This window comes from Mycobacterium sp. 4D054 (assembly GCF_052245755.1).
Taxonomy (GTDB): Bacteria; Actinomycetota; Actinomycetes; order Mycobacteriales; family Mycobacteriaceae; genus Mycobacterium.
This window is the reverse complement of sequence record NZ_JBQQCF010000001.1, coordinates 36032-51704: the sequence shown is the minus strand read 5'-3', so window position 1 is coordinate 51704 and position 15673 is coordinate 36032. Positions and strand designations below refer to the sequence as shown.

Sequence of the window (15673 nt, the reverse complement as noted above, 5' to 3'; positions counted from 1 at the left end):
ATCGTAGGGACAGCGCGGCCGGACTCGGGCCAACGCGGCCCCGTGTGTTGCTCACCTTCCGGCGCGGCGGCTCGCGCCAACCTGTCAGCCCATCTGCTGGCTCTGATCCGCGACGGGCGCTCCCACCTCGGCCAGTTTGGCCGGGTTCGAGGTGATCTCGTCGATCACGGTGTGGATGAACCGCATCTTCTCCAGCACCGGCGGTGGCAGCACGAACGGGTAGAGGTCCTGTTTGCCCATCGACCGGTTCACCATGTTCAGCGCCCAGGAAAGCGGCAGCCACAGGTCGATCAGCGTGTCGAATCCGCTGGGCCCCAGCATTCTGCGGTCGTAGGTGGCGTTCGCCGGCGCGAACCCGAACGCCGCCGCGGTGTCCAGGGTGTCGCGGATGTGGAGGTAATGCGCGAACGTCTCGGCCCAGTCCTCGGCGGGATGCATGGTGGCGTAGGAGGATACGTAATCGTCCTCCCAGCCGGCCGGGGCGCCCTCGCTGTAATGCCGGTCCAGTGCAGCCTGGTAGTCGGCGTTGGGGTCACCGAACAACTCGTGATAGCGCTGCAGGTAGTCCTGCGACGTCCCGATCAGCCGGTACTGGTAGTAGTGGCCGATCTCGTGGCGGAAGTGACCGAGCAGCGTGCGGTACGGCTCGTCCATCGAGATGCGTAACTGCTCGCGGTGAACGTCGTCACCCTCGGCGAGATCGAGTGTGATGACCCCGTTCTCGTGCCCGGTGAACACCTTCTCGAACTGACTGGAGAGCAGGTCGAACGCCAGTCCGAACTCGGGATCCAGGTCGCGGCCGACGATCGGCAGTTTGAGTTCGTGCAGCTCGGCGATGAGCCGGCGTTTGGCCCGCTCCGCGTTCGCGAACGCAACGAGCGCCATGGTGTCGGCGTCGTTGGGCCGCGTTCTGGTCAACGCGCACGACACGCACAGCTTGGCGATCGGACCCTTTTCCACCAGCCAGTTGCATTCGGCGAGATGCAGATTGGCGCACAGTTGGAACTGCCTCTCGTCGACCGCACCGGCGTGCTCGCTCTCCTCGGTCGGCGCGATCACCAGCAGCGCCATGTCGTCCAGCGAAAAGCCCAGCGCGCTACCGCAATTCAGACACACCGAGTTTTCGAACGCCAACCGCTGGCCACAGTTCGGGCACGTGAAGTCACGCATGCAGAACTCCCCCTCCATACGGCGCGACGTCGACGGACACGTCGATCGCGCTGTTCTCCGAATCGGTGTAGATGATGCCGCGCAGCGGCGGAATGTCGGCGTAGTCACGTCCGTAGCCGACCGTGACGTAGCGTTCGTCGACCATCTGGTTGTTGGTCGGGTCCAGCCCGAGCCAGACATTCTGGGGCGTCCACACCGAGGCCCACGCGTGTGTCGCGTCGACTCCCACCATGCGTTCCTTCCCGGGCGGAGGATCGGTGGCCAGATACCCCGACACATAGCAGGCGGCCAGACCATTGGCACGCAGGCAGGCGATCGCCAGCCGCGCGAAGTCCTGACATACCCCTTCCCGCGCCGCCAAAACCTCGCTCACCTTGGTCGACACCGTCGTCGACCCCGACCGGTAGGTGAAGTCGGTGTGGATCCGTTCGGTGAGGTGGCGCAGCACGTCGATCAGCGGCCGCTCCGCGGTGAAACTGGGTGCGGCGTAGGCGCGGATCTCCTCGGTGATCTCCGGCGGCTGCAGGTCGAGAGTGAACTCGGTCGCCAGGGCCCCGTCCGGGCCGACCGGACGCGCGATCTCCCACGGCGCCCGCGCCGAGGGGCCGTTGTAGAGGTCCGGCGGCGGCGGATCCACCTCGACCACCGAGCGACTGGTCACCGTCAGCACCCGATGCCGTTGCGTGACATGGAAATACGAGCTGACATTGCCCCATCCGTCGCGACTGGTGGAGCTGTCGGCCGCGTGCGGTTCCAGCACGACTTCGTGGAACAGGCACCGCTGGCGCGCCGAGTCACGCGGTGTCAGGAACCCGCGCCCGTAGGAGCTGGTGACCACATCGGAGTAGCGGTACTGGGTGCGGTGGGTGATCTCGTAGCTGCGGCCGCGGGCCGAAGCGGTGGGCCCGTCCGGGTACGCCGTCACGGAACCAGCCGCCGTTCGTGCGGGCCCCACAACGGCTGCATGTCACCGGGCAGGGACAGGTGGATCGCGGTGATCACGCTGGCGAGCTCGCGCAGGTCGCGATGGATGGCGGCCAGCAGCGCGTCGAACTCGTCGCGTCGGCCGTCCTCGCCGGCCTCCTCCAGTTCTGTCGGCTCGATGCGGCGCAAACGCGCGGCGATCTCGTCGACCATGCGCTCGGGCCGCGACGACCCCGACGCCCCGGGCAGCGACCGCAGGTGGGTGCGCAGCCGCTCCAACTGATACACCAGCGAGCGGGGATTACCGGCGTCGAACAGCACCAGTTCCGCGACACCTGCGACGTTGTAAGTGCCCGGGTTGCGGCGGCGGTAGATCACCAGCGACTCGCAGACCACCAGCGTCGACTCGGTGACGGTCTGCTCGGCGCCCGGCGTCCGCACCGTGGTCATGGTCGCCCGTAGCAGTGCGGTCATCGCGAGCGCCCGCTCGATGCGTTTGCCGATCTCGAGCATCGTCCAGCCGGCGTCGTGCACCATCGATTCGGCGACGACCCCCGACAACGTCAGCATCCCTGCCAGCGTGAGCGTGCTCGTCGACGACAGGAACGCGTCGCCTTCGGCCTTGGACTCGGGCGGGGTGTCCGGCGCATTGAGCAGTGCGCGTTCCAGCGTCGAGAGCACCATCCAGGTGTCGTTGGACATCTGATCACGCACCGCACGTGCCGCCAGCCCGAGCCGCTCCACCGAATGGGCCAGTGATCCCGGCCGGTGCCGGTCGGCGGTCAGCGACCACAGCGTCGTCGGTGCGATGGCCACCATTTCCGCATAGTCGCCGCCGGCTCCGGTGTCTGTGCCTGTGATCACACCCAGTGCGGTCAGCAGGACGGGCACGCACTCGCTGCCGTCGAGCGTGCGGCGGTACCGGTACTTGTGGTAGCGCTCCCGGGTCACAGTCAGCAATCGGGCCATGTTCTCGGCACGCTCGGCGTAGCGGCCTATCCAGAACAGGTCGGACAGCACGCGCGGCGAGCTGACCTCCTGGGTGGGGCTCGCAGTCGCCAGCTGTGGCAGCGCCGGAACCGTCTCGGCGGTGACCCGGCTGGGTGTACGGACCCAGATATCTTTGGCGGCAACTGATTTCAAACGGTATCCGTCGGCGCCAGGTGCCACCAGGTAGCCGAGGCCGCCGATCATCGGGGCATACCCGCCGCGCTGGGACACGGTGAACAGCCGCATGCCGACGCTAGCCGAGGTCAGCCCGCCCCCGAGGAAGTCGGCCGGCGCCGAGGAGAACTCGGGCAGCTCCTGACCGACCCACTGCCACGGCGCGGCGCTGATGCGTGCGGCCAACGCCTCCCGCTGCGCCGCCGACATCTGGGGACCGACGACGGTATCGCCTCCGGTGACGGGCTTGAACAGCAGCGACGACAGGTTTGCCAGCAGGTGGGAACGTTCGGTGTTGATGCCGCCCCAGTACGAGGGGGCGGTGGGTAGCAGCGGCGTCTCACCGAGCAGCTTCTCGGCCAGCTCAGGCAGGAAGCGAAGCAGCCCAGGGCTTTCCAGCACACCGCTACCGAGCGTGTTCACCACGGTCACCGCCCCGCGGCGCAGCACCTCGACGAGTCCGACCACACCGAGCCGGGAATCCGGCCGCAGGTCGAGCGGATCGGCGTAGTCGGCGTCGACGCGGCGCAGCACCACATCGACCCGCTTGAGGGTGCCCATCGACCGCATCCACAGCTTGCCGTCGCGGACCACAAGGTCGGCGCTCTCGACCAGCGGCAGACCCAGTACGCCGGCCAGGTAGGCCTGGTCGAACGCCGTCTCGGAGTGGATGCCCGGGCTGAGCACCACCACCACGGGCTCCTCGGCCGACTCCGGGGCGGCCTCGACCAGGGCCAGCCGCAGTGCCTGCGCCCAGGGCGACACCGGTTGCGGGCCGATCTGCTCGTAGAGCTCCGGGACCGCGTGAGCCACCACCCGCCGGTCGGCCAGCGCGTATCCCGCACCAGACGGCGCCTGGGTCCAGTCCGCGTTGACGACGAAGTCACCCGTGGCGCCGCGACTGATGTCGCAGCCGTGCAGGAACAGCTGGTGACGACCGGGTACCGCGATGCCGTGGGCGGCGCGGACGTACCCGGGATGGGCGAACAGCAGCTGCGGTGGCAGCGCCCCGCTGGTGATCGCGCGCCGCTCTCCATAGAGGTCGGACAGCACGGCGTCGAGTAGCCGCGACCTTTGCACCAGGCCCGCCTCCAGCCGGTCCCAGTCCGGGGCCGAGATGACCAGTGGCAGCGCGTCGAGGTGCCACGGCCCGGGCACCGCGTCGTCACCGTCGGTCTGGATGTAGGTGATCCCGTCGTTGTCGACGAGCTCCCGCACGATCGCGCGCAGCTGATCCAGACCGTCACGGCCGCGCTCCCGGACGCAGTCGGCGAGCTCCTGCCACGCCGGCCTCACTTCCCCTGCCGCGTCGACGAATTCGTCGTACCCGGTGGTCGGGCCGCCAAGCTGCGACCCGACGTCGAACAACGCCTGCTGGGCCCGCATGGTGCCGTAGGGCGCCAGCGGGTTGTCGAGATCGGTCGGTCCGGCACCCGGGTGGGGTGCCGGCGACGGTGCGGGGTAGGCCATTACTGCAGAACGGTACGCACTCGCCGCAGGTCGAGGATGCCGGGTGCGCCCACATCGGTGGATTGTCTGGCCTGCTTCTCGCGCAACTCGGCGAGATCGACCTTGCCCGGGGTGAAGCCGGTGGCCTCGAATCGCCGGGCCCGGCGCGACTCGGCCTCCACCGCGTTGACCGGGGGCGCATCGTAGGCGCGGCCCCCGGGATGGGACACGTGATAGGTGCAGCCGCCGCGGGACACCCCGGTGGCGGCGTCGATCAGCTCGAATCGCAGCGGCCCGTCCACGGTGATCGTCGGGTGCAGCGCACTCGGCGGCTGCCAGGCCCGGTATCGCACCCCGCCGACCTGGACGTCGGGGTTGTCGGTGGACAGCAGCGGCACCGGGTGGCCGTTGACGGTGACCAGGTAGCGCTGCCGGTCCGCTCCGATCAGCCGCACCTGCAGTCGCTCCACCGAGGAGTCGACGTAGCGCGCGGTCCCGCCGGCGGTGGCCTCCTCCCCCAGCACGTTCCACGGCTCGATGGCGCCGCGCAGCTCGACCTCGACACCGCCGAACACCGCGGTCCCGATGCGCGGGAAGCGGAACTCGGTGAACGGATCCAGCCAGCTGGTGTCGAATTCGATGCCGTGGGCGCGCAGGTCGGCGGCCACCTCGGCGATGTCCTGAATGATGAAGTGCGGCAATAGGTATCTACCGTGCAGGTTGGCACCGTGCCGAATCAGCGGCGCCCGCAGCGGCTCCTGCCAGAACCACGCCACCAGCGCGCGCACCAGCAGCGACTGCACCATCGCCATCTGATGGTGTGGCGGCATCTCGAAACCGCGCAGCTCCAGCAGACCGAGGCGGCCGCGCGGGCTGTCGGGGCTGTAGAGCTTGTCGATGCAGAACTCCGCGCGGTGGGTGTTACCGGTGATGTCGGTGAGCAGGTGCCGCAGGGCACGGTCGACGATCCACGGGGAGGAACCGCCCGACTCCTGGGTCAGCCGGGCGATTTCGGCGAAGGCGATCTCGAGCTCGTAGAGCGCGTCCGGGCGACCCTCGTCGACCCGCGGCGCCTGCGATGTGGTGCCGATGAACCGGCCGGCGAACAGGTAGGACAGCGCCGGGTGCCGCTGCCAGTAGGTGAGCAACGAGACCAGTAGGTCCGGGCGGCGCAGCAGCGGCGAGTCGGCCGGGGTGATTCCGCCGAGGGTGATGTGGTTGCCGCCGCCGGTGCCGCCGTGGGAGCCGTCCACGCCGAACGATTCGGTGGACAACCGTGCCTGCCGGGCCTGCTCGTAGAGCGTCTCCAATTGCGCGCACTGCTCGGCGAAGGAGCCTGTCGGTGCGACGTTGACCTCGATGACCCCCGGGTCCGGGGTGATCGTCATCGACGTGAGCCGGGCGTCGGCGGGCGGACCGTACCCTTCGATCACGACGGGACATCCGATCGCGCCGGCCGCGCTTTCGAGCCGCTCGACGAGGTCGATGAAGTGTTCCAGTTCCTCGGTGGGCGGCAGGAACACGTACAGCAGCCCGTCCCGGATCTGGGCGACCAGAGCGGTTGGCGGGAGCCGGTCGACGTCCTCGGTCTCCGGGTCTGTCGCCGCGGTCGCCACCGTGGAGCCGCGGGCCGGCAGCGGCAGCCGGCGCCGTGTCGGATCGGCGTCGAACGTGGGCCGCGGCGGCCGCCAGCTGATCGAATCCAGCGGCAGCCGCAGTCCGGCGGGCGAGTCCCCGTCCAGCAGCACGATCCGGCCGCGCCGCAAGGTCCAGTCCGCGCTCGCCCATCCTGTGTCGTCGTCACGGCGATGCAGCGGCAACACGAACGCGGCCGGTTCGGCGACCGAGGCGTCGAGTCGGGCCAGGAGTTGTGCGCGGCTGTCCGGGGTATCGCGCTCCAGGTCGTCCTGGGTCGGGACAGGCTCGCCATCGGGTTGGCGTACCGCCTTGGCGAGGCGGGCCAGCGCATCTTCATACGCCGGCCGGACCTGGGACCGCGGCAGGCCGAGTCCGTCGGCGACGGCGCCGAGCAGCCGGGCCGCGGCGTCGGGGGCAGGGGCACGGCGGTCCGGCTCCGGCTGCCAGGGGTCGGCCAGCAGCGATCCGTCAGTCCACAGCGGTTCACCGTCGGTGCGCCAGAAAATCCCGATCTGCCAGCGCGGCAACGGTTCTCCTGGATACCACTTGCCCTGGCTGCGCTGGACCAGCCCATGCGGCGCCCACACCGTCTTCAGACGAGCCGCCAGCGCGGAGGCCCGGTCCCGTTTGTGCGGCCCGTCGGCATCGGTGGTCCATTCAGGATCGACCTGGTTGTCGATCGACACGAAAGTCGGTTCACCGCCCACGGTCAGTCGGACGTCACCTGCACAGAGCCGCTCGTCCACGCGCCGGCCGAGCGCGGTGATCGCCGCCCACGACTGTTCGCTGTAGGGCAGCGTCACGCGCGGATCCTCGTGCACGCGGGTCACGACGTTGCTGAATTCCAGTGTGGTCTCGCAGGGTTCGACAGCGCCGGTGATCGGCGCGGCCGAGTCGGGATGCGGTGTCGCCGACAGCGGGATGTGCCCCTCGCCGGCGAACAACCCGGAGGTCGGGTCGAGTCCTATCCATCCCGCGCCCGGGACGTACACCTCGGTCCAGGCGTGCAGGTCGGTGAAGTCGGCGGTGGGACCGGACGGGCCGTCGAGGGCCTCGACGTCGGAGGTCAGCTGGACGAGGTAACCCGAGACGAACCGGGCGGCCAATCCGAGCTGGCGCAGGATCGACACCAGCAACCACGCGGAGTCCCGGCACGATCCGATGCCGGTGCGCAGCGTCACGTCCGGGGTCTGCACGCCGGGCTCCATCCGCACCGAATAGCCGACGTCGGCGTTCACGGCGCGGTTGAGCGCGACGAGGAAGTCGATGGTGCGGGTGCCCGGCGCGACGGTGAAGTTCTCCACCCACGCCCGGGCGAGGTCACCGGGCCCGGAGCCCGCCCCGTCCTCGTCGACGGGCCGCAGGTAGGGCTTGAGGTCTTCGGCCAGCGGACGGGGATAGGAGAAGCCGATGTGTTCGGCGTAGTCCTCGATGAAGAAGTCGAACGGGTTGACCACCTTCAGGTCGGCGATCAGGCCCACCGTGATGGTCAGGCTCCGAGTGCGCGCCGGGAACACGAGCCGGGCGACGAAATTGCCGAAGGCGTCCTGCTGCCAGTTGACGAAGTGATCGGCGGGTTCGACCTGCAGCGAATAGGCCTCGATCGGGGTGCGGGAGTGCGGCGCGGGGCGCAGCCGGACCACGTGCGGATGGACCGCGACAAGTCGGTCGAACGTGTAGCTGGTCCGATGCTCCAGGGCCACCTTGATCCCCATAGCGCTAGATCCCACCACACCGGGCAGTGCTACGCAGGATGCGTCAGGTCTGCGCGCGGCGCGGGATGAGGCTGCCCCGCGGCCGCAGCACCAGCACCAGCACGCCGGCCAGTACGACGCCGACCAGGTTGACCGTGAGCTGCGCGGCCGACTTCGCGGCGACGTCCCAGTGTCCGAGGATGCCGGCGACCGCGGCGAAGCCGGCGGCGGGCACGGTGGTGACGGAGATGAACACCCCGACCAGCGCGGCGGACTTCGACGACATCAGCGACAGCATTCCCGCGGCGCCGGCCAGCAGCGCCACCACGAACGAGATCGGACCGACCCGGAAGATGAAGTCCACGTCGTGAATGTCGCCGAGGGTGTCGAAGCTCAGCCACCCCACCGCCCGCCCGGCCAGCGTCACCAGCGCGGTGATGCCCATTGCCACCGGGAACCCGACGAGCAGCGCGATGAGCGCCCGCCGTGCGAGGTCCGCGCGTCGCTGCACCACCGCCACCGACAGCGCGGCCAGCGGACCGAACTCCGGCCCGAGCACCATCGCGCCCATCACCGTCACCATCGAGTCGGTGACGGCTCCGATCGCGGCCAGCAGGCAGGCCAGGGTCAGGAACGTCATGAATGTCACCGACAGGGTCGACTCCTCGCGGGTGCGGGTGATCAGTTCGTCCCACACCAGAGCGTCGGCGGGATCGCCTTCGGCTTGGTCCTCGGCCGCGTGCGCCCGGGTGGACAGCACGGTGTCGAGCACGGTCAGCGCGATCGCGCCGCGGTGCTGCACGTCGAGGCCTTTGAGTTGCTTGATCAGGTCGTTGGCGGACTCGCGGGCGATGATGGCGCTGATCTCGTCGCCGGGCGGTTCCACCGCCGCGCCCCGGTGCAACAGGATGTGCGCGACGCCGACCTCGTGGCGCAGCACGGCCAGCACCTCGTCGCGCATGTCCTCGGGGACGATCACCTGCAAGTGCAGCACCGCCGCACGGTAACCGGGTGACGCATCGGAATTGAACAATCGCGCGCGAAATGTGGCGGCCCCACACCTTCCTGTTATAGATTCACACTCCTGACGGCGATAACCGGCCCAATTCTGGTAGCAGATGGAGTTTTCTGTGAATTTTGAACAGGAAAAGTTATGGTGACCGTGGACGTCAAGACCCGCCGGGAACGGATCGAACAACGCGTCCGCTCCGCCCGTGAGGTCAACTTCGCTGACCTGGCCGCCGAGTTCGACGTCTCGGAGATGACCATCCGGCGTGACGTCGAAGTGCTGGAAGGTCTCGGTGTGCTGCGCCGGGTGGTGGGCGGCGCGATCGCGGTGCAGGGCAAGGACTCCGAGCCCTCGTTCGCGACCCGGGTGGCCGACGCCGCACAGGAGAAGATCCACATCGCCGACGTGGTGGCCGACCTGATCGGGGTCAACGAGACGCTGATCCTGGACTCGGGCAGCACCGCGCTGGCTGTGGCGAACTCGTTGAAAGGACGCAACCTCGGTCTGACCGTGGTGACGCCGAGTGTCCTGGCCGCCGTGGCGCTGGTCGACGAACCGGACACCACCGTGGTGCTCACCGGTGGACAGCTGCGTGCGGGCGAGCTGAGCCTGATCGGGCCGAACGCCGAGGACACCCTGGCCAACTACAACTGCGACACCTATGTGATGGGCGTGGCCGGCATCGACGGCGACCGCGGAATCTCCGACTACCACCAGGCGGAGAGCCGGGTGAAGCGCGCCGCCAGCCGGCGGGCCGATCGGGTGATCGTCGCCGCGGACAAGAGCAAGCTCGGCCGGGTCACCTTCGTCAGCATCGCCGCGCTGTCCCAGGTCCAGACCATCGTCAGTGACGGCCCACCGGACCACCCCGCTCTGGTCGCCGCACGCGGCGCCGGCGTCGAGGTGATCTGCGTTGCCGCCCAAGATGATTCCTGTGCCACAGCGGCGGGCGGCGCTCGGTGAGCCGGTACACCGTCGGCGTCGACGTCGGCACCACCGGCACCAAGACGGTGCTGCTCGACACCCTCGGCGGGCTGGTGGCCACCGCCAACCGGGAGAACACGCTGCACTCCCGGGGACCCGGTTTCGCCGAGGCCGACCCGGCGCAGTGGTACCGCAACGTGGTCGACTCGATCCGCGAGGTGCTCTCCGCCGGCGGCGTCGCCCCCGAGCAGATCGGCGCGGTGTCCACCTCCGGCATGGTCCCGGCCGTCATCCCCGTCGACGCCTCCGGAAACCCGCTGCGGCACGCCATCCTTCAGAACGACGCCCGCGCGCACCGGGAAGTCAGCGAGCTGGCCGCCGAGTTGTCCACCGTCGACCTGGTCAGCCTCACCGGGTCGGCGCTGACCCAGCAGTCGGTGGCGCCCACGACGGTGTGGCTGCGCGAGCACGAACCCGACGTCTATGCGCGCACCGCCCACTGGGTCGGCTCCTACGACTGGGTGCTCTCGGCGCTCGGCGCTCCCGTTCACGTGGAACAGAACTGGGCGCTGGAGTCCGGGTTGTTCGAGGTCGACGGTGACCTCGCTGCCGACGTCGTGCGGGCCGCAGGCCTGGACCCGGCCACGCTGGCCCCGATCCGGCGCCCCGGCACGCTGGTCGGCGAACTCAGCCGTCAGGCCGCCGACGCGACCGGGCTGCGAGCCGGCACCGCGCTGGTGGTCGGCGGCGCCGACCACGTCCTGTCGGCGTTCGCCGCAGGCGTCAACGAACCCGGTGACGCGCTGGTGAAACTCGGTGGGGCGGGCGACATTCTGGTCGCCAGCGACACCAAGGTCATCGACCGGCGACTGTACCTCGATGCGCACCCCGTCCCGGGCCACTGGCTACCCAACGGCTGCATGGCCACCAGCGGCAGCCTGATCCGCTGGTTCCAGGCACTCATCGGCGGTCCGGAACTGACCGCGCTCGACGACGAGGCCGCCTCGCGCTCCCCCGCTGAGGTGCTGTGCCTGCCGTACTTCCTCGGCGAGAAGAGCCCGATCCACGATCCGGACCTGCGCGGCGTCTTCGCCGGCCTGCACCTCGGACACACCAGGGCGGACATGTACCGCTCCGTGCTGGAGGCCATCGCGTTCGGCTTCCGCCACCACGTCGACGTCTTCAGCGAGATCGGCATCCCGCTGCGCCGGGTGATGATCACCAACGGCGGCTCGAAATCCACGCTGTGGAAGCAGATTCACGCCGACGTGCTGGGACACCCGATGCATCCGGTCAGCGGCCACCCCGGCGCCTCACTCGGGGCCGCGGTGATCGCCGCGATCGGCATCGGCGCGCTCGACGACTGGTCCGATGCCGCCCGGTTCGTCACCCTCGACCCGCCCTACGTTCCCGACCCTCACCGCCGCGAGATCTACGCCGGCGCCTACGCCACGTGGCGCGACCTGAGTTCGGCGATGACACCGATCTCCCACGCGATCGCCCGCACCACCCGATGAAACACACGAAAGGATCACTCTGCCAATGAGAATCACGCAATGGCCCACTTCGGGGCGGAGGAGCAGGCGCCCAGGCACCGCATTCTCCGCCGTGACCGCCCTCGTCGCCGTGCTGGCCCTCGTGCTGACGGGCTGCGCGGGCAGTGGCGGACCCGACGAGGTGGAGGCCACCGGCACCGGCGAGGTGCCCACCGACGTCTCGGGCACCGTGCGGATCCTGATGGAGAACGTGCCGGACACCGACATCGTGAAGTCCATGGTCGCGGACTTCAACAAGGAGTACCCGGACGTCGAGGTCAACATCGAGTCGCTGACCTACGACCAGATGCGCGACAAGCTGGTGTCGTCCTTCCAGTCCTCGACGCCGACCTACGACCTGATCGTCGTCGACAACCCGTGGATGGTCGACTTCGCCAACGCGAAGTTCCTCCAGCCGCTCGACGCCCGCATCGACAGCACCCCGGACTACGACGCCGCCGACTTCTTCGCCCCGCTCACCGACATCACCACCGTCGACGGAACCCGCTACGCCGTGCCGTTCTACAACTACGCGCTCGGATACCTCTACAACACCGACGATCTCGCGGCGGCCAACCAGCAGGTCCCGACCACGCTCGACGAACTGGTCAGCACCAGCAAGGCCCTGAAGACCGCTGACCGCGCCGGGATCGCGATGCAGCCGCAGCGCGGCTACAAGATCTTCGAGGAATGGGGCAACTGGCTGTTCGCCGCCGGCGGCTCGATCTACGACGCCGACGGCAAGGTCACGCTGAACACCCCCGAGGCCAAGCGCGCGCTCGAGGCCTACATCGACACCTACCGCAACGCCGCGCCCGCCAACAGCCTCAACTGGAGCATGGACGAGGCCCAGCGCTCGGTGGCGGCCAATCAGTCCGCATCGATGATCAATTACAACTGGCAACTGCCCGCACTCAACGAGCCGGGTTCCGGGCCCGCGGCCGGCAAGATCAAGCTCGCCACCATCCCCGGCGGCAAGCAGGTGCTGGGGTCGTGGAGCTGGGCGATCCCGGCGAACTCGGCCACCCCGGACGCGGCATGGGCGTTCGCGTCGTGGATCACCGCCAAGCCCAACGACGTCACCCGCACCCAGAAGGGCGGCGCGGCGATCCGCAAGAGCACCCTGCAGGATCCGGCCGTGCTCAGCGGCGGATTCGGCGAGGAGTACTACCGGACGGTCGAGCAGCTGCTGGCCGACTCGGCACCGCTGAGCCAGGGGCCCAGCGGTGAGGAGATGATCCAGGCCGTCGGCACCGAACTCAACGAGGCGGTCGCCGGAACCAAGAGCGTCGACGACGCACTGGCCGCCGCGCAGGCCGAGGCAGAGAAGATCCAGGGCTGATTCGAGTGCCCAGACCGGAAACCGACCACCCCACGAAAGGAGCGAGACCAGCCGTGAAGTCGCCCTTGAGGTTTCAGCACGGCATGGTCGCCCCCCTCGCCGCCCTCTTCGTCGGGGTGGTCGGTTTCCCCCTGCTCTACGCCGCATATCTCAGCGTCACCGACTACAAGCTGACCGACCGCGGCGCGCCGGACATCGTCGGCGCCGACAACTACGTCGCCACCTTCGCCGACAGCGCCTTCTGGGGCGCCTTCGGCACCACCGCTGTGTACGTCCTGGTGGCCGTCGGGCTGGAACTGGTGCTCGGGCTGGCCATCGCGCTCGCCCTGCAAAAGCAGCGCTGGGCGCGGGATCTGACCCGGTCGATGCTGCTGGCGCCCATGTTCATCACGCCGATCGCGGTCGGCTTGACCTTCCGGTTCCTGCTCAACGACCAACTCGGGGCGATCCCGGCGATGCTGCACGGCCTGGGAATCGACTACGACTTCTTCGGCCCCGGCCGTGCGCTGTTCACGCTGGCGTTCATCGACGTGTGGCAGTGGACGCCGTTCATGGTGCTGCTGCTGCTGGCCGGGCTGCAGTCCATCCCGAAGGAACCGCTCGACGCCGCGCGTCTGGACGGGGCCAGTGGTCTGTACGTCCTGCGCCGGGTCACCCTGCCGCTGCTGGCACCGGTGCTCGTGGTGGCGATCCTGCTGCGCTCCCTGGACGCGATGAAGGTGTTCGAGTACGTGTTCGCCACCACCCGCGGCGGCCCCGGCACCGAAACCGAGACGCTGCAGTACTTCATCTACCAGACCGGGATCCAGTTCTTCCGGCTCGGATCCGCATCCTCGATGGCGTTCATCGTGCTGGTCGTCGTTCTGGCAGTGATCGTCATCGCGTTCCGCCGCATGGAGAGGACCAAATCGCGATGACCCGTTCCTCGGTGGTCACCGTGTTGCGGGTGGCCCTGCTGTGGGCGGCGGGCATCACGGTGCTCTTCCCCATCGTCTGGATCGCACTGGCGAGCGTGAAAACGCCCGAGCAGCTCAATGATCCCTTCCTGATCACCTTCACACCGAACTTCGCCAGCTGGCAGAACGTGCTCACCTCGGGGATCCTCGGCGCCGCCGGGCGCAGCGCGCTGGTCGCGCTGATCACCGTCGGCATCAGTGTGGTGGTCGGCAGCATGGGCGCCTACGCGATCGCCCGCTACCGGGCGGGCGGCACGCTGACCCGGTTCGGGATGCTCGCCGCGCAGGTGCTGCCGCCGGCGGTGCTGGTGTTCCCGTTCCTGACGATGGCGTACGCGCTGCGACTGACCGACACCCTGGTGCCGGTGATCTTCGCGCACCTGAGTTTCGTTCTGCCCGTGGTCACCTGGTTCCTGATCGGGTTCTTCGAGGCTGTCCCCCGCTCGCTGGAGGAACAGGCCCAGGTGGACGGCTTCAGCCGGTTCGCGGCGTTCCGGCTGGTGGTGCTGCCGCAGGTTTATCCGGGTATCGGGGCCGCAGCCATCTTCGGCTTCACACTGTCCTGGAACGATCTGTTCTACGGGCTCATCCTGGCTCCGGGTAAGGCGGCGATCCTGCCGGTGGCCATCGCAGGTTTCAACACATTCCGCGGGGTTCAGATCGGCTCGATGAGCGCGGCGATCCTCATCGCGGTCGTTCCCGTCGTCATCGCGAGCTTCTTCATCCAGCGCAAGCTGGTGCAGGGCATCAGCGGCGGCGCGGTGAAGTTCTAGACACAGATAGGTTTTTGGCACACCATGGCAACGGTCCGATTCTCCGGCGTCCAGAAGGCGTACGGAACCACCTCAGTCGTCAGCGATCTCGACCTCGAGCTGCCCGACGGGTCCTTCACGGTGCTCGTCGGCCCGTCCGGATGCGGCAAGTCGACCTCGTTGCGCATGCTGGCCGGTCTGGAGACCGTCACCTCCGGGCGCATCACCATCGGCGACCGCGACGTGACCCACCTACAGCCACGGGACCGCGACATCGCGATGGTGTTCCAGAACTACGCGCTGTACCCGCACCTGTCGGTCGCCGAGAACATCGCATTCCCCCTGCGCGCCACCAAGACCCCGCGACGTGAGGCGCTAACCCGCGCGGCGAGCATCGCCGAATCGCTGGGTCTGGGAAAACTGTTGGAGCGCAAGCCCAAAGACCTCAGCGGCGGTCAGCAACAGCGCGTCGCGATCGGCCGGGCGATCATCCGCGAGCCTTCGGTGTTCCTGTTCGACGAGCCGCTGAGCAACCTCGACGCCAAGCTGCGGGTGGAGACCAGGACCGAACTGCTGCAGATCCAGCGGCGGCTCGGCATCACGTCGGTGTACGTCACCCATGACCAGGAAGAGGCCATGACGCTGTCGGACCGCATGGTCGTCATGCGGGACGGGCACATCGCGCAGCAGGGCACCCCGCAAGAGGTGTACGCGCGGCCCGCCGACACGTTCGTCGCGACCTTCGTGGGCAGCCCGAAGATGAACCTGATCGACGGCGCCGTCGCGGGCACCACGTTCACCGCGGGCAACGGCTTCACCCTCACCGTCGATCGGCCCCCCGCCCACGGTCCGGTCACCCTCGGGGTCCGGCCCGACGATCTGCTGCCCACCGCCGCCGAGGGTGACGGGCAGGCACGGGTGGTGCTGATCGAACATCTCGGACCACGCGCCATCGTCACGATCGACGCTCACGGCACCGAGCTGACCAGCGTGGTCGAGACCGCGCGTCTATCGGGCATCAGCGAGGGCAGCCCGGTCGACCTGGCCGCCCGTCCGGGCGCCACCCACCTCTTCGACACCACCACCGGCCGGCGTCTGGCCGGCTGAAACAACACA

11 protein-coding genes are annotated in these 15673 nt (G+C 68.7%); 6 read left to right on the top strand and 5 right to left on the bottom strand.

Annotated elements, in window-relative coordinates:
• Window positions 1–84 precede the first annotated feature (84 nt).
• The 5 genes from ACTWP6_RS00215 to ACTWP6_RS00195 are packed head-to-tail and all read right to left on the bottom strand — an operon-like array spanning window position 85 to window position 9033.
• Window positions 85–1170: a zinc-binding metallopeptidase family protein gene (locus ACTWP6_RS00215; protein ID WP_260752065.1), complete on the bottom strand. Its 1086-nt coding sequence runs from the start codon at window positions 1168–1170 to the stop codon at window positions 85–87.
• On the bottom strand, window positions 1163–2095 hold the full coding sequence (locus ACTWP6_RS00210; RefSeq protein ID WP_260752064.1) for a transglutaminase family protein: 933 nt from the start codon (window positions 2093–2095) through the stop codon (window positions 1163–1165). The genes ACTWP6_RS00215 and ACTWP6_RS00210 overlap by 8 nt, the downstream gene beginning before the upstream one ends.
• Window positions 2092–4728, bottom strand: coding sequence for a circularly permuted type 2 ATP-grasp protein (locus ACTWP6_RS00205; RefSeq protein WP_260752062.1), 2637 nt, complete (start codon window positions 4726–4728; stop codon window positions 2092–2094). The genes ACTWP6_RS00210 and ACTWP6_RS00205 overlap by 4 nt, the downstream gene beginning before the upstream one ends.
• Window positions 4728–8060, bottom strand: coding sequence for a transglutaminase family protein (locus tag ACTWP6_RS00200; protein WP_260752061.1), 3333 nt, complete (start codon window positions 8058–8060; stop codon window positions 4728–4730). Before ACTWP6_RS00200 ends, ACTWP6_RS00205 begins: the two co-directional genes overlap by 1 nt.
• A 43-nt stretch (window positions 8061–8103) precedes the next feature.
• Entirely contained in the window at window positions 8104–9033 is a 930-nt protein-coding gene (locus ACTWP6_RS00195; RefSeq protein ID WP_443186527.1) for a DUF389 domain-containing protein, read from the bottom strand.
• A 159-nt stretch (window positions 9034–9192) separates the two neighbouring features.
• Here ACTWP6_RS00195 and ACTWP6_RS00190 point away from each other — a divergent pair, with 159 nt between their 5' ends.
• From ACTWP6_RS00190 to ACTWP6_RS00165, 6 genes are all read left to right on the top strand, one after another.
• Window positions 9193–10011: a DeoR/GlpR family DNA-binding transcription regulator gene (locus ACTWP6_RS00190; protein ID WP_443186526.1), complete on the top strand. Its 819-nt coding sequence runs from the start codon at window positions 9193–9195 to the stop codon at window positions 10009–10011.
• Window positions 10008–11489, top strand: coding sequence for an FGGY-family carbohydrate kinase (locus tag ACTWP6_RS00185; RefSeq protein ID WP_443186525.1), 1482 nt, complete (start codon window positions 10008–10010; stop codon window positions 11487–11489). Before ACTWP6_RS00190 ends, ACTWP6_RS00185 begins: the two co-directional genes overlap by 4 nt.
• A gap of 25 nt (window positions 11490–11514) precedes the next feature.
• Window positions 11515–12849, top strand: a complete 1335-nt coding sequence (locus ACTWP6_RS00180; RefSeq protein ID WP_443186524.1) for an ABC transporter substrate-binding protein — start codon at window positions 11515–11517, stop codon at window positions 12847–12849.
• A gap of 65 nt (window positions 12850–12914) precedes the next feature.
• Window positions 12915–13766, top strand: coding sequence for a carbohydrate ABC transporter permease (locus ACTWP6_RS00175; RefSeq protein ID WP_443186649.1), 852 nt, complete (start codon window positions 12915–12917; stop codon window positions 13764–13766).
• Window positions 13763–14578 carry a carbohydrate ABC transporter permease gene (locus tag ACTWP6_RS00170; RefSeq protein ID WP_260752055.1) on the top strand — a complete coding sequence of 272 codons (816 nt, stop codon included), beginning with the start codon at window positions 13763–13765 and terminating at the stop codon, window positions 14576–14578. Before ACTWP6_RS00175 ends, ACTWP6_RS00170 begins: the two co-directional genes overlap by 4 nt.
• A gap of 24 nt (window positions 14579–14602) precedes the next feature.
• Window positions 14603–15664 carry an ABC transporter ATP-binding protein gene (locus tag ACTWP6_RS00165; RefSeq protein WP_443186523.1) on the top strand — a complete coding sequence of 354 codons (1062 nt, stop codon included), beginning with the start codon at window positions 14603–14605 and terminating at the stop codon, window positions 15662–15664.
• The last annotated feature ends 9 nt before the right edge of the window (window positions 15665–15673 follow it).